Here is an 18,260-nt window from a genome sequence, read left to right as displayed (position 1 = left end):
AGATGTGGCGGCGAGGACGGAAACCCCCGGTTGAGAGGAACGACGATGAAGAAACTGGTAATCCTGATGGTACTGGCAACCTCGCTCGCAGCCTGTTCCCGGACAGAACAGGGCGCTGCGGTCGGTGGCCTGGGTGGCGCGGCGGTCGGTGCTGCAGTGGCCGATGACGCAGTTGAAGGTGCGGTGGTCGGTGGTGCTGTCGGCGCCCTCGCCGGCGCACTGATCGGTCGTGCTACCGAACCCGGCCGCTGCCGCTACCGGGATCGCTATGGCCGCGTATACATCGCCCGTTGCCCGCAGGGCTATTGAACAGGCGCGGCCTCCCTCACGGGCATGCCCTGAAAAGACAACGGCGGGCAATGGCCCGCCGTCTTCATGACCGATAAAGGTCGACTATTCGGCGGTCGCGGCTTCCGCCTCGGCCGGCGCGGCGGCCGCGGCGGCAACAGCGGCGGCTGCATCGTCCTGCGCCTTCCTCAGAAGTGCGGCGCGTTCCTGCGCCTTCTTGCCGGGCTCGGCCTTCTTCGGGTTGGAGCGGGTCTCACGCTTGGCGATGCCGGCCTCATCGAGGAAGCGCAGCACGCGGTCGGTCGGCTGGGCGCCGTGCGAAAGCCAATGCTTGACGCGGTCGGCGTCGACCTTGACCCGCTCGCCGTCCTTGGGCAGCAGTGGGTTCCACGAGCCGAGCGACTCGATGAAACGGCCGTCGCGCGGCGAACGGGCGTCGGCGACGACGACGTGGTAATAGGGACGCTTCTTCGAGCCCGCACGGGACAGTCGGATTTTCAGTGGCATGTTCTTTCTCCTAAAATTCTGATTTTCGTTGATCGGGGTTATGACTGTTGTCTTTATGCATGTCGTTGTCCCAAAACCGCTGCGCACTTTTGGGCGACATGCACTGGTCCTCAGCCGGTTTTCGTTACGCCGTTGGATGCGGCGATATGCTCATGATGCCGGATCACTTCACGGACGACGAAGTTCAGGAATTTCTCCGCGAAATCCGGGTCGAGATGGGCGTCCTTCGCCAGTTGGCGAAGGCGGGCGATCTGCTGCTGCTCGCGTGCCGGATCGGCCGGTGGCAGGCCATGCGACGCCTTCAGTTCGCCGACCGCCTTGGTGCAGCGGAAACGCTCGGCCAGCATGTGGATGAGCGCTGCGTCGATGTTGTCGATCGAGGCGCGGTAGTCGACCAGCGCCGCACGTGCGTCGGCCATGTCCTTTTCTTCGTTCATCGCGCCCTCACTTCTTCTTGCCGGGGCCGTTCTTGCCAAGCATTGGCAGACCGCCGCCAGATCCCGGCAAACCAGGAAGCTTCATGCCGCCGGGCAGCCCAGGCAGGCCACCGCCACCTGGAAGGCCAGCGGGCAGGCCCTTCATGCCGCCGAGACCGGCTGCCTGCGCCTGCTTCTGCAAGGCTTCGAGTTGCTTGGGGTCCATCTTGGACAGGTCCGGCATGCCGCCGCCCATCATGCCGCCCGGGCCACCCATGCCTCCCATGCCGCCGAGGCCCATCTTCTGGGCCAGGCCGCCCATCATGCCGCGCATCAGGCCACCGCCTTTGCCCTTGCCGCCCATCGCCTTCATCATGTCCGCCATGCCGCGATGCATCTTCAGGAGCTTGTTGATCTCGGCCGCATCGGTGCCGGAGCCGGCGGCGATGCGCTTCTTGCGCGAGTGCTTCAGAATATCGGGGTTGGCGCGCTCGGCCTTGGTCATGGACGAGATGATGGCGAGCTGGCGGCCGAACATCTTGTCGTCGAGACCGGCGGCAGCCATCTGGTCCTTCATCTTGCCCATGCCCGGCATCATGCCCATGATGCCGCCCATGCCGCCCATCTTCGACATCTGCTGAAGCTGGCCGGCAAGGTCGTTCAGGTCGAACTTGCCCGACTGCATCTTCTTGGCCATCGCCGCCGCCTGCTCGGCGTCGATGTTTTCGGCAGCCTTTTCGACCAGGCTGATGATGTCGCCCATGCCAAGGATGCGGTCGGCGATGCGCTTGGGATGGAATTCCTCCAGCCCGTCCATTTTCTCGCCGGTGCCGATCAGCTTGATCGGCTTGCCGGTGACGGCGCGCATGGAAAGTGCTGCACCACCACGGCCGTCGCCGTCCATGCGGGTCAGCACCAGGCCGGTGATGCCGACGCGCTCATCGAAGCTTTTCGCCAGATTGACGGCGTCCTGGCCGGTCAGCGAATCGGCGACCAAAAGGATTTCGTGCGGCGACGACACCTTCTTGATGTCGGCCATCTCGACCATCAGCGGCTCGTCGATATGGGTGCGGCCGGCGGTGTCGAGGATGACCACGTCATGGCCGCCGAGCTTTGCCGCCTGCACGGCGCGGCGGGCGATGTCGACCGGCGTCTGGCCCTCGACGATCGGCAGCGTGGCGACCTTGACCTGCTCGCCGAGCTGACGGAGCTGCTCCTGCGCGGCGGGGCGCCGCGTGTCGAGCGAGGCCATCAGGACCTTCTTGTTCTGACGCTCGGTGAGGCGCTTGGCGATCTTGGCCGATGTCGTCGTCTTGCCGGAGCCCTGCAGGCCGACCATCATGATGACGACCGGAGCCGGCGCATTGAGGTCGATGGCGACGCCCTCGGCGCCCAGCATCTCGACTAGCTCGTCATGGACGATCTTTACGACCATCTGGCCGGGCTTGATCGACTTCAGCACGGCGGCGCCGACGGCTTTCTCGCGCACCTTGTCGGTGAAGGAACGCACCACTTCCAGCGCCACGTCGGCCTCGAGCAGCGCACGGCGCACCTCGCGCAGCGCCGCCGAGACATCGGCCTCGGACAGGGCACCGCGGCCGGTAAGGCCGTTCAGGATGGAGCCAAGGCGCTCCTGAAGGGATTCAAACATCTGTCTTCCTTCAATCTCGGTTCGGGTTCGATCCGAGAGGTAATGCGTTCGCGCCCAGTATCCAACTCAAAGCCAGCCCAAACAAAGCCAGCCCGGGCAAAAGCCCAAAGCCAAAAAGCACCCGGGGGCGCACAGCGCTGCCGGATGTTGGCCTCCAGGATCGATTTACAGCACGTCACCTCAAAGAGGCTTCGGCGTCCCGGTCGGCTTGCTCGGAGGGATACTCGTCGCGGAATTCGCGGCGTGTAGACAGGAAATCGGCCGCGGAGTCAAGGCGCGGACAAAAAGCGATGGCCAATCGCTTCAGGTTTGCGCTGCCCCTCATCGCCCTGCCGGGCACATCTCCCCGCATAGTGACATCAGGCGTTTTCTCCCGACTCCGACTTATCCGGCTCGACCTTCAGCGGCGAGCGCGGATGCAGCAGCAGCAGAACAGTCAACAGGCTGCAGACGATGCCGATCGCCGCGATGAGGACGGCATCAAGCGTCGTCCAGCCGGGGCCTTCGAGCGGCATGGCGTTGAACAGGGCGAAGGAATTGTAGCTTCGCTGATGCGAAATCAGCAGGAAGCCGGTCAGATTGTTGCCGAGGTGGGCGCCGAAGGCCGCGCCGAGGTTGCCCGTGGCATAGACCATAAGCGTCAGGAGCAGCGCAAAAGCAGCGATCGAGGCCAGCACGCAAGCGTTGATGGCGACCGTCGAGCTTGGGCTCCAATGCATCGAAGTGAACAGAAGCGCTGGCAGCAATGCCCAGATGAAGGGGTTTTGAAACCGGTTGGCCAGGCCCCTGAGAAGATAGCCGCGAAACAGCACCTCTTCGGACGAGGTCTGCAGCAGGGCCAGCGCAGCGATCGGGATCAGGAACAGCAGCCAGGACGACAGGCCGATCGCACCGCGCGCAATGTCGGGCTGCAAGAGATAGAGCAGGATTTCGGAGAGCAGCGATGTGATCAGCACCGCGGCCAATCCCCTAAGAAATCCCGAGCGCGAAACGCGGTGGCTGGTGCCGATCAGCGCCATCAGCGGTTCGCGATGGACCCAGCGCATGGCACCCCACAGGCCGAGCCAGATTCCGGCGAACGAGGCGAGCGCGGCGAGGATCCCGGCGGGCGAGGCCAAGAAATTCTGCACCGCCCCTCCTTCCATCGGGGTGCCAGACGATGCCTGCCAGATAACAAAAAGATAGGCGCCGCCGAACAGCACGGCGATGGTTGTCGCGACCCAGAACAGGACGACGATCGCCGTTCCGAGCAGGAGCCGCGGCAGGGTCGTCTTGGCGTTGGGAGAGCGCCGATAATGCTCGAAGGCGGCAGGGTCTGATATCACGCGGGTTCCTTGCCTGATGCATCGGGTCGCATGATCTAGAGCATCGGACCCAAAAGTGGAACCGGTTTTGGGAAAATCCGATGCTCGAACAAAAGGCTGGAGCGGCGGGCACGCCGCTCCAGCACGAAGCTCAGGTTAACGATATCGGACAGAGGCGGCCGACGTTGGCTCTTGCCGGGCGGCCGCCTGATTGCTCGCTGATGTCAGCGCTCGACGTACATGATGCGTCGGGTGCCGGGATCGACCAGTGCCGGCTGACCGTTCACATAGACATAGCGGTAGTCGTAGTCCGGAATCTCACGCAACTCGACGGTGTCGGGCAAGGTCGCGCCCGTAACCACCTCGCCCTCGAGATAGACCGGGTCGACCCGGTTGGTCTCGATATAGGTGCGGATTTCGGCCGGCGGCCGCCTGATCGGCTCGATCGGCTCGCCAGCGACGATCGCTCCGGTATAGGTGTCGGGATCGTCGACGTCGGCGGGCGCTTCGACGATGGTAATGTCTGCGTCGGCCGGGCGCCGGGTCAGGACGACCTCGTTGCCGCCGAAATCGGCCGTCACATAGTCGGAATAGATCCAGCCCTGGCCATTGGCCTCGGCTATGGTGCACCATTTGCTGTTTTGGATGCAGCCATCGAGCGTTGCCGACTGGCCGGCGGCGAGCACGCCGATGACCGGGTATTGCGGGCCTGGGCCGGCGCGAATGTTGAGATCGGCGACAGCCGAGACGGCGGTATCGGCCAAGGCCGTGCCCGACATGGCGACAAGCGCTCCGGCGACAGCAGGAAACAGTATGCGCTTCATGGTTTCGCTCCGTGTTGATGGTCCCTCGCGAACGAAAACGAAGCAAGGCCTCATGCGTTCCGGCTAAAACGCCTCGGCCGGCTCACGTTTTGTTCCGGTTTCTTTCACTACACCAGTCAGGAGTTCATGGACGAAGGCCAGCTTCTGTGCCGTCAGCTCCGAGATGACGAAGGGATAGAGGTCCGGCAGGCCCATGCAGCGGTTGATCGAGTTCGACGCTTCCGACAGCACCAGCCAGCGGGCCAGGATCTTTTCGAACGGTTCGGGAACGGCGGCAGGTTCCGACGGCGCCGGTTGCAGCTCGCCGCCGGTGTCGTCCCGCGACAGGTCATTGGCCTCCACGGTTTCCAGCCGGCCGAGCGGGAAATTCAGCGCATGCACCATCTCCAGCGTATCGGTGATGTGCAGATGGTGTGCCCATGTCTCAGCCCAGTCCTCCCAGGGATGGGACGTGGCATAGGCGGAAATGTGGTCCTGCTGCCAATCGGGCGGCGCGCCATTGGCATGGTAGGCCTTCAGCGCCTGCTCATAATCGGTGCGCTCGTCGCCGAACAATGCACGGAAGGCGGCAAGCCGTTGCGGGTCGTCGCGGATCAGGCGGTCCCAGAAATAGTGGCCGAGCTCGTGGCGGAAATGGCCGAGCAAAGTGCGGTAGTTCTCGCCCATCTCGACGCGCCGTCTTTCGCGCTCGGCCGAGTCCGCCTCGGCGACATTGAGTGTGATCAGGCCGTTGTCATGGCCGGTCAGGATACGCTCGCCACCCGGACCGCCGATCGGATCGGCGAGGAAGTCGAAGGCGAGGCCGGCCTCGTCGCCGGCGTTCTGCTTGGGTGCGACCGGCAGTCCGGCGGCGAGCAGCGAATAGATTGCCCGCTTCTTTGCCGCTTCGACGCGGATCCAGCGACGGCGGTTGCCCTCGACCGAAAGGTCCGGGATCAACTGGTTCAGCACGCAGGCGCGGCAGAAGGCATGGCCAGGTTCAGCCATCCAGTTGCAGGCGCACTCGTCGGCATTGGTGCACTGGAAAACGCCGCCGGCGCCTGACAACACGAAGCGCGCATGCCCGGGATCGTAGAGCACGGAGCTGGCGCAGTTCAGGCACTGGGCGTTCTCGAAATAGAGGCGGTGGCCGCAATGCGGGCAATCGAAGAGCTTCATACCAATCTCAAATCACCAGGTCTCAAATCATCAGCCCGGATATAGTGCGGAGCGGCATATCGCCCAAACGCCTGTCGGCGGCCGGCGTTCCTGCCGTTGCTATTTTGCCGCAAGCTGGGCGGCGACCGTTCTCGCCACCGCCTCGCCCGATAGCCTGGCGCCGCCGCAGGTTTGCATCAGCGGACCGGCCAGATGCTCGCCGGCGAAGAAGATTTTTTCCGCCACCGGCTGCATCAGCGTGGCGCGCGCCTGCGAACGGCCGGGTCGGGCCGCCGCATAGGCGCCGCGCACGAACCGCTCGCCGCCCCAATTGGTCATCATGGCGCGCCCGACATGTTTTCGCACGTCACCGCCGAAGATGGCGCACAGCCGGTCGACGACGAAGTCGACGCCTGCCGCCTCGCCCGCCGCCGACATCTCCCAGGCAAAATCGCCGCCGACGAAGCCGACCATCAGGTCGAGGTCGAAGGGAAAGCAAAGGAAGTAGATGTCGTGCCTGGCCAGCCGCTCGATCAGCAGGTCGTCGAAGGGCGCCAGCCCGAGCCTTGTGCCCGTGATTTCAACCGGCAGCTTGGTCAGCATGCCCATCGGCAGGTCGAAGAAGGCAGCGAAATGCGTGTCGGGCAGCGCCGGCGCGAATTCGACCTCCTCGAAGGCGAGCACCGCCGGCGAGGCGGTGACGATGGCCGCCTTGGCGCGGATGGTGCCGCGATCGGTGACGCAGGCGACGCCGGGCACGTCCCAGAGGATTTTCCGCACCGGCGTCGACAGCTCGACCGGCACGTCGACGCCGAAACGGGCGACCAGCGCGCCGAACCCCTCCTTGGTGAAATAGTTCGGCTCGAGATCGGCGGCGGCCTGAAAGTCGCGGATCGATATCTCGTCCTCGTCGGCACCGAAGTCCATCGGTCCGGCAAAGGTGGCGGCGGCGCGCGGCGCATGGCCCCTGGCGAGCAACGCCGAAAGACGGTCGTCGTCGCCGGGCTTGACCTCATGCGCCGCCAGCAGCTCGAACAGCCTGATATCGGCCGCCTTCATTGCTGCCTCTTCGTCCTCGCTCGCCTTTCGGTTGCGATAATAGAGATGGTCGACATTCATGTCGTGATGATGAAGCGTCCAGCGGGCGGCTTGCGCCTCGGCAAAATAGGGATTGCGGTCGGCCGCGTGCAGCCAGGCGCAGCCGATGTCGAAAGGAACGCCGAAATGCTGATCGCTGGTCCAGGCGCGGCCGCCGATACGGTTCATCGCTTCGAGCAGCTTGAAGGAAAGGCCGGCCGCACGCAGGGTCTTGGCGGCGGAAAGTCCCGCCGAACCGGCGCCGATGACCACGACGTCAACGTCTTCCATGAATATTCTAGCCCCCGCCACAATAATTGCTTGATCGTAAGCAAGTTCTCCGGCATTCGCCAGCGCTGCGGTGGCGATGCGTAAACGACTTCTTAGCGCGGCGGCTCGAAAATCGGTTTCGATTGTCGGAAAGCACGATGCGCTGATTGTAAAGTGTTGGAGCGTACTGCGTCCAACTGGGCGCACGTCGCTCCAACGGTGACAAGCGGGCGTTTCGCTGGCAAATTCGTATTTGGGACAAGATCCAGGCAACCAGGAGAGAAACATGGCATTTTTTGCCAAGGGAAAGATTTTAGCGGCGGCAGCATCGATGATGCTTGCGGCGGCAACAGCTGCACAGGCCGCCCAGTGCGGCAATACTGGCGCGGGCTTCGAAGCGTGGAAGGCTGAGTTCGCCTCGGAGGCTAGTGCCAACGGTGTAGGCTCGAAGGGTCTGGCCGCACTGGCTAACGCGACCTACGCAAAAAGGACGATCGCCGCCGACCGCGCTATCCACAAGGCTTTCAGCGGCTCGGTGGAAGCTTTCATGAAGCGCCGTGGCGCATCCACCATCATTTCCAAGGGCCGTTCGCTGAAGAAGTCGAACGCGGCGCTGTTCGACAAGATCGAGGGAACCTACGGCGTGTCGCCGGGTGTGTTGCTCGCCATCTGGGGCATGGAGACCGGCTTCGGTTCCTCCATGGGCAACCAGAATACGGTCTCTGCCATTTTAACGCTTGCCTATGATTGCCGCCGCCCGGAGTTCTTTTATCCGCATGCCATTGCAGCCCTGAAGCTGGTTGATCGCGGCGCGTTGAGCGCGTCGTCGGTCGGTGCCGCGCATGGCGAGATTGGCCACACGCAGTTCCTGCCCGGAAATGTTTTGAAGTATGGAGTCGGCAACAAAAATCTGCGCGACAAGAGCACTGCGTTGGCTTCCACCGCCAACTTCCTCAAGGGTCATGGTTGGCGGGCCGGCGGGAGCGCGCAGGCGAATATGGGCGCAATTGCTGGCTGGAATTCCGCGAGCGTCTATCAACAGGCCATCGCCCGCATGGCCACGGCGATCGATGGCGACTGATGGAAATCTCTATTCGACGGAAAACCCGGCCATGCGCCGGGCCTTTTTGTTGATGCTCTAATGCATGTCGCCCAAAAGTGCGCAGCGGTTTTGGGACAGCGAAATGCATAAAAACAAGAACTTAAAGCGCGTTGCGTGAATCCTTTCAGACGCAACGCGCTTTAGGGTTACGACTGCCGCCGCTCGGCCCCGCCTCGGGAACGAAGGCGCGAAGCAGAGAAGCTAATTCGGCGAGCCGAGCGCCTTGTCCATCGCTTCCCTGACCTCGGCGGGCCACGTGTTCACAGCTGGCCACGCGTCCGGCTCGGGCTTGTCGCCCCGGCGGGCGAAATAGAGCTTGTGGTTGGCCGGGTCGACCGCCATGAAGCCGTCATTGCCACCGCAATTGTGCGGCACGCAGCCGCTGGCATAGAAGGCGCCCGAGGCGGTTTTCTCGGTGCCGCCGCCGACCAGCAGGCTGGTCGCCATCTCGGGCATCTCCTTGCCGAGCAGCGTCTCGGCCAGCCTGTAGACGGCCTCGTTGTGGAAAGCGGCGACGATGTTGTCGTATTTCGACGGATCGACGTCTTTCCAGTCAGTGCCGGGCTCCGGCATATAGGTGAGATTGCCGGAAATCGTCAGCCCGTCCGTCGGCGACCATTGCAGCGCCGGCTTGGAAACGCCCGGCAGCAGATAGGGCACGAAATAGATGGCGCTGTCGGAGATCGCAGCCGGCGGTGCGCCGCATTCATCCTGCTCGACCGTGATGCTCTGGATGGTGCCGCCTTCTGGCTTCCAGACGATCACCGTGGCCGGGCCGCACTGGTTGCCGCCATCGCCGACATCGACCAGCGCGACGTTGACCCCGCCGACCTTGACGATCTTGTCGAAGGACACCTTGTAATTGCTGGCCAGCTGCTTGCCGTCATAGGCCAGCACCTTCTCGCCATACTCTTCCTGCTGGGTGATGGTCAGCTGCCCACTCTCGAACGGGACCGGTGCTTGGCTGTCATCGTCGGCTAGGGCCGCATTGCTCGACGCGCCCAGGTCGGCGGCCCGGCCGGACGCATTGTCAGCCGGCACGAGCACCATGTCGGTCTGTGCATGCGCGCCAGCCACCGGCATCAGAATCCACGCCAGCGCGCAGGCGCCGGCAAGAAGCGAACGTGTCATGACTGTCCCTCAGTTCAGCCGCCACGAACCCGGCCTGTCGCGGCCGGGTCATCGTACCGCTCAGGCCCAGGGGCGCTCAGCGGCGTTCTTCTTCTCGAACGAGGCGATAGCGTCGGCCTTCTCCATGGTCAGGCCGATATCGTCGAGCCCGTTGAGCAGGCAGTGCCGCTTGAAGTCGTCGAGGTCGAACTTGACCACGCCGCCGTCCGGTCCGCGGATTTCCTTGGCTTCGAGGTCGACCGACACCGTTGCGTTGGAACCGCGCGAGGCGTCGTCCATCAGCTTCTCCAGATCCTCGGGGCTGACGGTGATCGGCAGGATGCCGTTCTTGAAGCAGTTGTTGTAGAAAATGTCGGCGAACGAGGTCGAGATGACGCAACGGATGCCGAAATCGAGCAGCGCCCACGGCGCGTGCTCGCGCGAAGAGCCGCAGCCGAAATTGTCGCCGGCGACCAGGATCTGCGCCTTGCGATAGGCCGGCTTGTTGAGCACGAAGTCCGGATTTTCCGAACCGTCGTCCTTGTAGCGCATTTCGGCGAACAGCCCGCTGCCGAGCCCGGTGCGCTTGATCGTCTTGAGATAATCCTTGGGGATGATCATGTCGGTATCGACATTGACGATCGGCATCGGCGCGGCAACGCCGGTGAGCTTGGTGAATTTTTCCATGGTCTTTGCCCGTCTTCTTTTCGCTGCGGGGATGTGTTGGCGCCCGGTTTACACAAAGCTGCGGGCAAATAAAAGGCGGCTGTTTTGGGCTGGCCCTGGTCCTGGAGCACAGGCCGCTTCAAAGTTGCCCCCCTATGGTGCACCTTGGCCGGCATGACAACACGTCCCAAAGTCCTCTACGCCAGCGAACCGACCCTCGACGCAGCCGAGTTCCGCCGCGTGCTGGTGGAATCCGGCCTCGGTGTCACTCGGCCCATCGATGACGACGTTCGTCTGAAGGCGATGCTTGCCAATGCAGATCTGGTGTTGACGGCGCGCCTCGATGCGCCTGGCAAGCCGCTGATTGGCCTCGCCCGAGGCATCACCGACTTCTCGTGGGTATGCTATATTTCCGAGCTCGCCGTTTGCAAATCGGCGCAGGGGCTCGGCGTCGGCAAGGGCCTGCTTGACGAAGCGCGGCGGCAGCTCGGGCCGTCCGTCGCCATCTCACTGATTTCCGTGCCCGACGCCGTCGGCTTCTACGAACGGATCGGCATGGCGCGCATGGCCGACGCGTTCTGGTTCGGCCGCGAGCGCTGACGGCTCGCCTGTCGCGATCCTTCGCGCCCCCCTCTGTCCTGCCGGACAGAGGGGGCGCTGTCCGGGCGCTGTCCCTCCAGCATCTAAAGGATCGTCGCGGCGCCAGTCCTTCTTGGCTAGATCACATTCAATTCCCTGAAAGCCCGCCCCTCGGCGACGCGCTCATACCCCAACGCCGAGCAGTCCACCGTGCGGTAGCCGCCATGCACGATCAGCTCGGCCAGCGCCTTGCCGACGGCCGGCGCCTGCTGCAGGCCGTGGCCGGAAAAACCGTTGGCGAAGAGAAAATTCCTGACCTGCGGATGCGGGCCGATCACCGCGTTCTGGTCGAGCGTGTTGTAGTCGTAATGGCCGGCCCAGGCGCGCGTCGGCTTGATCGCCTCGAAGGCGGGAATGCGGGTCGCCAGCACCGGCCAGATCACCTCTTCGAACAGCGGCCAGTCGGGCTCGAAATCGCTGGGATCGGCAGGGCCGTCGTCCTCTTCCGGCTCGGCACCGCCGGTGATATAGACCGAGCCTTCCGGCCTGACATAGATACCTGAGGGATCGACCAGCAGCGGCATGTCATCATATTTCTCGCGCGCCTCGAAGATGAAGACATTGCGCTTGCGCGGCTCCACCGGCAGCGCCAGTCCGGCCATTGCGGAAACCTTGCCGGCATTTGGCCCGGCGGCGTTGGCGACGATGCCGGCGTCGAGCCGCTCGCCGTTGTCGAGGTTTACCCCGGTGACGCGGTCGCCCTGCCGTTCGATACCGGTCACATCAGCGGTGATGAAATCGATGTTTTTGTCCCGCAGGGCCTTGCGGAACAGCATCAGCATGGCATGCGCGTCGAACCAGCCCTCGCCCGTGCGGCCGTAGGCGCCGGCGGTGATGCCCTCCGTCGACAGCCACGGAAACCGGCGGACGAGCGCCTCCGCATCCTCAAGCACGATGTCGGCGCCCTCGGCCAACTGCGTCTCGTGGTTGGCCTTGAGGATAGGCAACCCGTTCTCGCCGGCAAGGATGAGATAGCCGCCTTCGCGAAAGCCGATATCGGCGTCGGCCCCGAATTCTTCCGTCAGTCGCCGGAACAGTTTCAACGTGAACTGTGACAGGCGGATGTTTTCGGGAATCGAAAACTGCTGGCGGATCGAAGCGCAGGACAGCGTCGTTGCCGCATGGGCGAATTGCGGGTCGCGCTCGACCAGCGCGATCGAGCCCGAAAAGCCTTCCTCGCGCAGATAATAGGCGATCGAGGAGCCGACGATGGCTCCACCGATGATGACGACGTCGTAGCGCACTTTTTCGATTCTCCAGTTCCAGAGCATGATGCCGAAAGCCGGTTTTCGGATCAGGCTCCAATTCACACAGCCGGCAGGATGATCTCGAAGCGCGTGCCGCGCTCGGAGTCAACCAGCCGGATCGTGCCATCATGCGCTTTCAGGAGGGCCAGCACGATGCCGAGGCCCATGCCGGTGCCGTCTGAATCGCGGCGCGTGGTGAAGAACGGCTCGAAGATCCGCCCCCGGTTGCTGGGCGAAATGCCGGCGCCGTCGTCGCTCACCAGGATCGTCGCCTTGCCGTCCGCGCTCGCCGCCGTGATCGAAACGAGCGTCGCGCCATAGCGGGCCGAATTGTCGATGAGATTGGCGAGCACGATGGCTGCATTCTCGGCCGAGATGCGCAGACCGATATCGCCGCCCGCCTCGACGCGCACCGCCAGCCTGTCCTCGGCCAGCAGCAGTGCCAGCGCGGCGCCAACCGACGTGCTTTCGCCGCTGGGCGCAAGATTTTCGGCGCGCGCCAGGTCGAGCAGACGGCGCACCAGCAAATTGAGCCGCCCCGCATCGGTGACGATGTTGTTGGAAAAGCGCCGCCGCTCGGCCTCGTCCATTGCGCTACCCGAATCGCGCAGCAATTCGGCCGCACCCTGGATCGCCGTCAGCGGCGATTTGAGCTCGTGCGAGACATGGGTGGCGAAGGTCTGGATGCTGTCCGACCGCGCATGCAGCTTTTCGGCCATGTCGAGGAAGGCGTCGGAAAGCGCTGCCATCTCGCGCGTGCCGTGATGATCGAGCGGCCTGATGGCTTCGCGGTCGCCAGCAGCGATGCGCTTTGTCCGTTCCATCAGCGCGTAGATCGGCCGGCTGACGGTGCGCAGGAAGATCAGGCCGATGAGCAGCGTACCGCCGAGGACGGCGATCGCCGCCAGCACCACCTTGCCGCGCTCGCTATAGAGATGCTTGACGATGTTGTTCGGCGTTCGCGACAGATAGACCACGCCGGCGACCTTGCCGTCGACCGCGACCGGCATGGCGACGAAGACGCGGACTCTCGTGCCGCGGCTGACCGAATAGAGCGATGGTGACGGCTGGTTCGGAACCCTCTGCCGGAGCGCGCTGGCATAGCGGCCGGCAAGTGCTGCGCGAACCTCGCCGACGGCGCCGAGCGACAGGCCGACCTCTTCGCGTCCGGCGATGACGACGCCTTTTGGGTCGAGCAGCCGGAAGCCGGCAAGCGTGGTTTTCTGCGTCTCGGCAAGAATGCCCGACAGGCGAGCGCCGATCGCCGTGAAGGCGGGATCGACGGTGGCGGCCGTCGCCGCAGGCCGTGTCGCCAGAACCCTGTCGGAGGCGAGATCGAGGCTTGGCTCGATCGGCCGGTAGGGAGAGTCCGGATTGTCTCTGTCGGCAGGCACGGCCGCGCCGAACCTCTCGGCCGGGATGCCCGCGGCGCGGACGTCTTGCGCATAGATGGCGCCAAGGGCGGCACCTTGCGCAATCAGCTCGGCCTCGGTCTGGCGGATCAGCTGGTTCTCGTAGAGCCGGAAGAAGAACAGGCCGACCAGCGGCAGCGCCATCACCATGATCAGGATGGCAACAACGACCGTGGCGAGGCGCGGCCGCCATTTCTGCGCCGTCACGCGCCGCACCTGCCCAGCCGGAAGCCGACGCCATGCACGGTCTCGATCGCATCCGTGCAGCCGGCCGCCGCCAGCTTGGCGCGGATGTTGCGGATATGGCTGTCGACGGTGCGGTCGGCGACATGGATGTTAGCGGCATAAGCACTGGCCATCACCATGTCGCGGTCAAGCACATGCGCCGGGCGTTCCAGAAACCCTTTCAGGATGGCGAATTCGATCGAGGTCAGCACCAGCGGCCTGCCGTCGAAGCTGGCGGCGTGGCTGGCCGGCAGCAAAGCCAGTCTGCCGTGCGAGAATTGCCTGTCGTCGGCCTGTTCGGCCTTTGTCGGGCGAGCGCGCCGCAAGATGACATTGACGCGGGCGACCAGTTCGCGCGGGCTGAAAGGCTTGGTGACATAGTCGTCGCCACCCATTTCGAGCCCGAGGATGCGGTCGATTTCTTCATCACGCGCGGACAGGAACAGCACCGGCACATCGGATGTGTGCCGCAGCCGCCGGCAGACCTCCAGCCCGTCCATCTCCGGCATGCCGATGTCGAGCACGACAAGATCGGGCGCGCGGCGTTCGATCGCCTGCAATGCGCCGGCGCCGTCGGCTACTGCAACCGTTTTCATGCCGGCCTTTTCGAGCGCGAAGCAGATGATTTCGCGGATGTGCGGATCGTCGTCGGCGACTAGGATGTTATACGGCATCAATCAGGGACCCGGCGCGTGAGATTCGTATCCGTCAGGAACCACGAGCGACCCTCTCCTGTCGAGGTAGCGCAGAAGCCGCCAGTCGCGAAAGCTCCACGCGCGCCAGTTTCTTTGCTCGGCGCGGTAGTGGGCTTCGGTCACGGCGTCGGCTGGGTCTCGGAGATCGGTGAGGAATGTCTTCTTTTGTTGGTCGAAGAAGCGGTCGAGGGCGGGCAGCGCGTCGGGGCCGAGCGAGCGGGCATAACGTATATCGAGGCGGGTGCCGGGACCTCTCATCTCGTACGAACGGTCGACATTGTAGTTGGCGATCAGTGCGGCAAAGTTGATGAACGAGCAGGCATAAAGCGTCGCCGATAGCGTCAGAAGATTGGCGGAAAGCAGCCATTCATTGGATTTTCCGAGCGCGATGCGGGCGATGATCAGGGCGAGGCCCGCCGCCACCAGCCCCATCCAGACAAAGGCGGCGACGCGCCAGTAGGTCAGCGCATAGATGCCGATATAGAGGTCGAGCCGCAGGATTGAGGAGACGACCAGAACGATGTTCTGCGCCACCCAGACATAGACCAGCCGGCGGATGAACGGATCGCCGGAGGTCGTGCTGCCCGGCCGCAACGCCGCCAGCACGAAACCCGCGGCCAGCAGGGCGGTGACGATCAAGGGATAGGCGCCGCGATGTGCATAGGCGGCATAGGTCAGCCCGTCGGGAAGGGCGATGCCGCCCCACAGATAGGTGGCGTCGAGTGCGGTCTGCACCGCGAACAGGATGTTGAAGACGACCAGCGCACGAAGAATGGCGGCCTTGCCGAAGACGATGTCCTCGACCGGCTTGGCGGCGGCTCTTGTGGTCGTCACCCCGAGGGGGATAGGCAACGCAAGATGCGCAATGCGGCGCAAAAGGCGCGGCAGCCGCGGGCGCAGAAAGACCCAGACGCCGGCAAGCGCGAACAGCCAGAAGGCCAGCCGCGGCAGCTCGATGAAGTCGAGCAGTGCGAGGAGATCGATCAGCGACAACCAGTATTCGATGACCGGATTGGCGGCGCCGAACAGCGCGAGAAACACTGCGCCCAGGGTCAGCGGCATGATCCAGACGGCGATCGCCGCCAGGTGGATACGCCGCCGACCGAACCGCCGTGCCGCCTTGCGCCAGCGGAAGAAATCGTGGACGAACCGGAAGGGTGCTGCGAGCAGGAACAGCGCGACCTGGCCGGCAATGCGGGCAGCGCCGCGCCGCAGCCGGCCGACCAGCGAAAGCGCAAAGACGGCCGTCGCCGCAAGCCCGATCGCGACCGACAGCGCACTGACATTTTCGATAAGCGGCAGCAGCCCGACAAGCAAGGCAGCGGACCACAGGCCGCGGGCGCTGAGCGCCGACGGCTGGATGGCCGCGGCTGCGGCGGCAAGCGTGATGCCGAACAGGAAAAACGTGATGCCGACGGGCTGCCCATAGAAGAAGAAATCCGCCAGCGCGGCAAGCAGGACGGCAACGCCGAATCGCGCGCAATAGCTCGGCGCGGCCGTAAGCAACGATGTCATGATCGGATTTTCTCAGCGGCTTTGATCCGGCCGGGGGGCGGAGATTTGCGGATGAAGGGGAAGAGGGTCGCCGAACCGTGCGGCCGGGGTGGATCGACGAGCCACCAACCGTCATTGCGGAGGCGGTACGGCAGGGACCAACGGGGCTTTTCTCGCTCTTGCATGCGGCGTATGTCGCCGATCGAAATGCAGGCGGCGGGGCGGATCCGAGGAAATTTTCGGGACTTTTGTGCAGTTTTTATGCAGGTGAAGACCGCTTGCCTCGACCGGCCGCAGGCGGCATAGATCTGAGATGACTGAAACCTATCGCCCGCGCCGCTCGGTGCTTTACGTCCCGGCCTCGAACGACAAGGCTCTGGCCAAGATCTCGTCGCTGGCCTGCGATGCTGTCATCATCGATCTCGAAGATGCCGTCGCCCCGGCCGACAAGGTCTCCGCGCGGGAAAAACTGGCCGGCATCTTCGCCAGTCGCCCCGGCCGGCGCTGCGAGATGGCCGTGCGCATCAACCCGCTCTCCAGCGAATGGGGCGCCGACGATTTGCTGGCTGCGGCACGCTGCGAGCCCGACGCCATCCTGCTGCCCAAGGTCGACACACCGCGCGACGTTCTGGAAGCCGGCGACGTCCTCGACGACAATTTCGGACCCGACGAGGTGAAACTATGGGCGATGATCGAAACGCCCAAGGCTCTGCTCAACATCGGACCGATCGCCGAGCTTGGCCGCGATCCGGGCTCGCGGCTGGTTTGTTTCGTTGCCGGAACGAACGATCTGGTCAAGGAGACCGGCACTCTCGCCGACCGGCGCTACCTCACACCGTGGCTGATGCAGATGGTGCTCGCCGCGCGCGCCGGCGGCCTCGACCTGCTCGATGGTGTCTTCAATGATTTTCGCGATCTGGACGCTTTTGCGCGCGAATGCGGGGAAGCGGCCGCCATGGGGTTCGACGGCAAGTCGCTGATCCACCCGGCTCAAATCGATGCCGCGAACCGGGCCTTCGCGCCATCTGCCGAAGCGGTGGCCGAGGCACGCTCGGTAAAAGATGCCTTCGCGCTTGCCGAAAATGCCGGCAAGGGTGTCATCGCGCTGAATGGAAAAATGGTCGAACGGCTGCATCTGGCGCAGGCCGAAAAACTGCTGGCGAAGGCGGCCGCCATCGGGGCATGATTGGCAACTCACGACAGGAATGAAAAATGAAACTCTACCGCTTTCTGTCCGGTCCGGACGATTCCAGCTTCTGCCACAAGGTGACGGCAGCGCTGAACAAGGGCTGGCACCTGTTCGGCTCGCCGACCTATTCCTACGACATGGAGGCCAAGGCCATGCGCTGCGGCCAGGCCGTGGTAAAGGATATCGAGGGTCAGGAATACGGGCCCAACACCAAGCTCAGCGACTGGTAGATTTTGCAAAGCTCCGACGCAGGGTGTGTTGAGATTCAGGTCAGGCCGCGCCGGAGTCGAAGACGGGCGCGAAGCGACCAGACTGGGTGGTTTCCCGAGAACCGGAGCGGAGCGTACTTTTGGGTACGTGAGCACCGGAAGCGCAGGGAACTGCCGTTCGCAGGCCGGCATCACCTGAATATCAACACAGCCTACTCCGCCGCCTCTTCGATCCGCTCCATATCGTCGTCCGACAGGCCGAAATGGTGGCCGATCTCGTGGATCAGCACATGGGTGACGATGTCGCCCAGCGTCTCCTCGTTCTCGGCCCAGTAGTCGAGGATGGCGCGGCGGTAGAGCGTGACGCGGTTCGGCCCCTCGCCGGTCTGCGGATTCCAGCGCTCGGCAATGCCGCGCCCCTCGAACAGGCCGAGCAGGTCGAAAGGCGTTTCCAGCGACAGATCGTCCATGATCTCGTCGGTCGGAAATTCGGCGATCTGGATGACGATCTCGCCGGTCAGCTTGCGAAACTCCTCCGGCAGATGGGCGTAAGCCTCCAGCGCCAGGAACTCCATTTCCTCCATCGACGGCGAAAGCTGGTCGTGCCAGGTGCGGGTCTTGTAGATGCGGGCCATGCTTTGTCCTTCCGATCCCGGCATATAGGCTTTCGAGCCGGGCTCGGCAAATGGGCGGGTTGCCGCCTACGCGAGGACAGGAATAAATTCCCCAAGACTCCGCTTGACTCTTCGGTCGCCCTCTGGAATCCTAGAGAACATAACAGGAACAATTGTGAGTGGA

General features: G+C 63.9%; 19 protein-coding genes. 5 read left to right on the top strand and 14 right to left on the bottom strand.

Annotated features, from left to right (window positions below):
* The first annotated feature begins 45 nt into the window (after window positions 1–45).
* Window positions 46–309: a YMGG-like glycine zipper-containing protein gene (locus tag AC0NIE_RS05175; RefSeq protein WP_473485976.1), complete on the top strand. Its 264-nt coding sequence runs from the start codon at window positions 46–48 to the stop codon at window positions 307–309.
* Between the two features lie 84 nt (window positions 310–393).
* On the opposite strand, the gene rpsP is transcribed toward AC0NIE_RS05175, so the two are convergent.
* The 7 genes from rpsP to AC0NIE_RS05140 form a co-directional block, all read right to left on the bottom strand.
* Window positions 394–795: a 30S ribosomal protein S16 gene (rpsP, locus tag AC0NIE_RS05170; RefSeq protein WP_473485977.1), complete on the bottom strand. Its 402-nt coding sequence runs from the start codon at window positions 793–795 to the stop codon at window positions 394–396.
* A 110-nt stretch (window positions 796–905) separates the two neighbouring features.
* Complete coding sequence (locus AC0NIE_RS05165) at window positions 906–1,232, bottom strand: chorismate mutase (protein WP_095495656.1); 327 nt, start codon at window positions 1,230–1,232, stop codon at window positions 906–908.
* 7 nt (window positions 1,233–1,239) lie between these two features.
* The gene (gene ffh / locus AC0NIE_RS05160) at window positions 1,240–2,862 is read right to left on the bottom strand and encodes a signal recognition particle protein (protein ID WP_473485978.1); all 1,623 of its coding nucleotides are present in this window, start codon (window positions 2,860–2,862) and stop codon (window positions 1,240–1,242) included.
* A 359-nt stretch (window positions 2,863–3,221) separates the two neighbouring features.
* Complete coding sequence (locus AC0NIE_RS05155; RefSeq protein ID WP_473485979.1) at window positions 3,222–4,187, bottom strand: lysostaphin resistance A-like protein; 966 nt, start codon at window positions 4,185–4,187, stop codon at window positions 3,222–3,224.
* Window positions 4,188–4,390: 203 nt separating this feature from the next.
* Window positions 4,391–4,990 carry a DUF1236 domain-containing protein gene (locus tag AC0NIE_RS05150; protein ID WP_123148752.1) on the bottom strand — a complete coding sequence of 200 codons (600 nt, stop codon included), beginning with the start codon at window positions 4,988–4,990 and terminating at the stop codon, window positions 4,391–4,393.
* Between the two features lie 63 nt (window positions 4,991–5,053).
* A complete protein-coding gene (locus AC0NIE_RS05145) occupies window positions 5,054–6,148 on the bottom strand; it encodes a zinc-binding metallopeptidase family protein (protein WP_473485980.1) in 1,095 nt (364 codons plus the stop codon).
* 99 nt (window positions 6,149–6,247) lie between these two features.
* Window positions 6,248–7,495, bottom strand: a complete 1,248-nt coding sequence (locus AC0NIE_RS05140; RefSeq protein ID WP_473485981.1) for a flavin monoamine oxidase family protein — start codon at window positions 7,493–7,495, stop codon at window positions 6,248–6,250.
* Window positions 7,496–7,760: 265 nt separating this feature from the next.
* Here AC0NIE_RS05140 and AC0NIE_RS05135 point away from each other — a divergent pair, with 265 nt between their 5' ends.
* The gene (locus AC0NIE_RS05135) at window positions 7,761–8,555 is read left to right on the top strand and encodes a lytic murein transglycosylase (protein ID WP_473485982.1); all 795 of its coding nucleotides are present in this window, start codon (window positions 7,761–7,763) and stop codon (window positions 8,553–8,555) included.
* A gap of 222 nt (window positions 8,556–8,777) precedes the next feature.
* On the opposite strand, the gene AC0NIE_RS05130 is transcribed toward AC0NIE_RS05135, so the two are convergent.
* On the bottom strand, window positions 8,778–9,707 hold the full coding sequence (locus AC0NIE_RS05130) for a hypothetical protein (RefSeq protein ID WP_473485983.1): 930 nt from the start codon (window positions 9,705–9,707) through the stop codon (window positions 8,778–8,780).
* Between the two features lie 60 nt (window positions 9,708–9,767).
* Window positions 9,768–10,373, bottom strand: coding sequence for a 3-isopropylmalate dehydratase small subunit (gene leuD / locus AC0NIE_RS05125; protein ID WP_123148747.1), 606 nt, complete (start codon window positions 10,371–10,373; stop codon window positions 9,768–9,770).
* Window positions 10,374–10,526: 153 nt separating this feature from the next.
* Between leuD and AC0NIE_RS05120 the strand changes: the two genes are divergently transcribed.
* Complete coding sequence (locus AC0NIE_RS05120) at window positions 10,527–10,952, top strand: GNAT family N-acetyltransferase (RefSeq protein WP_473485984.1); 426 nt, start codon at window positions 10,527–10,529, stop codon at window positions 10,950–10,952.
* Between the two features lie 116 nt (window positions 10,953–11,068).
* Here AC0NIE_RS05120 and AC0NIE_RS05115 read toward each other — a convergent pair whose 3' ends face one another.
* The 4 genes from AC0NIE_RS05115 to AC0NIE_RS05100 all read right to left on the bottom strand — a co-directional run bounded on the left by AC0NIE_RS05115 (window position 11,069) and on the right by AC0NIE_RS05100 (window position 16,085).
* Window positions 11,069–12,235, bottom strand: a complete 1,167-nt coding sequence (locus AC0NIE_RS05115) for an NAD(P)/FAD-dependent oxidoreductase (RefSeq protein WP_473485985.1) — start codon at window positions 12,233–12,235, stop codon at window positions 11,069–11,071.
* A 62-nt stretch (window positions 12,236–12,297) separates the two neighbouring features.
* The gene (locus AC0NIE_RS05110) at window positions 12,298–13,794 is read right to left on the bottom strand and encodes an ATP-binding protein (protein WP_473486018.1); all 1,497 of its coding nucleotides are present in this window, start codon (window positions 13,792–13,794) and stop codon (window positions 12,298–12,300) included.
* 59 nt (window positions 13,795–13,853) lie between these two features.
* The gene (locus AC0NIE_RS05105; protein WP_473485986.1) at window positions 13,854–14,549 is read right to left on the bottom strand and encodes a response regulator; all 696 of its coding nucleotides are present in this window, start codon (window positions 14,547–14,549) and stop codon (window positions 13,854–13,856) included.
* 3 nt (window positions 14,550–14,552) lie between these two features.
* Window positions 14,553–16,085, bottom strand: coding sequence for a DUF4153 domain-containing protein (locus AC0NIE_RS05100; protein ID WP_473485987.1), 1,533 nt, complete (start codon window positions 16,083–16,085; stop codon window positions 14,553–14,555).
* Between the two features lie 292 nt (window positions 16,086–16,377).
* On the opposite strand from AC0NIE_RS05100, the gene AC0NIE_RS05095 reads away from it, so the two are divergent.
* Window positions 16,378–17,250 (top strand): HpcH/HpaI aldolase/citrate lyase family protein, encoded by an 873-nt coding sequence (locus AC0NIE_RS05095; protein ID WP_473485988.1) that lies wholly within the window; start codon window positions 16,378–16,380, stop codon window positions 17,248–17,250.
* Between the two features lie 26 nt (window positions 17,251–17,276).
* Entirely contained in the window at window positions 17,277–17,483 is a 207-nt protein-coding gene (locus AC0NIE_RS05090) for a DUF1737 domain-containing protein (RefSeq protein WP_095495667.1), read from the top strand.
* Between the two features lie 191 nt (window positions 17,484–17,674).
* Here AC0NIE_RS05090 and AC0NIE_RS05085 read toward each other — a convergent pair whose 3' ends face one another.
* Window positions 17,675–18,097: a metallopeptidase family protein gene (locus tag AC0NIE_RS05085; protein WP_095495668.1), complete on the bottom strand. Its 423-nt coding sequence runs from the start codon at window positions 18,095–18,097 to the stop codon at window positions 17,675–17,677.
* Window positions 18,098–18,260 lie beyond the last annotated feature (163 nt).

This window comes from Mesorhizobium sp. WSM4842 (assembly GCF_055901575.1).
The sequence above is the reverse complement of the archived record's forward strand: the minus strand, read 5'-3'. Positions and strand labels throughout refer to the sequence as shown.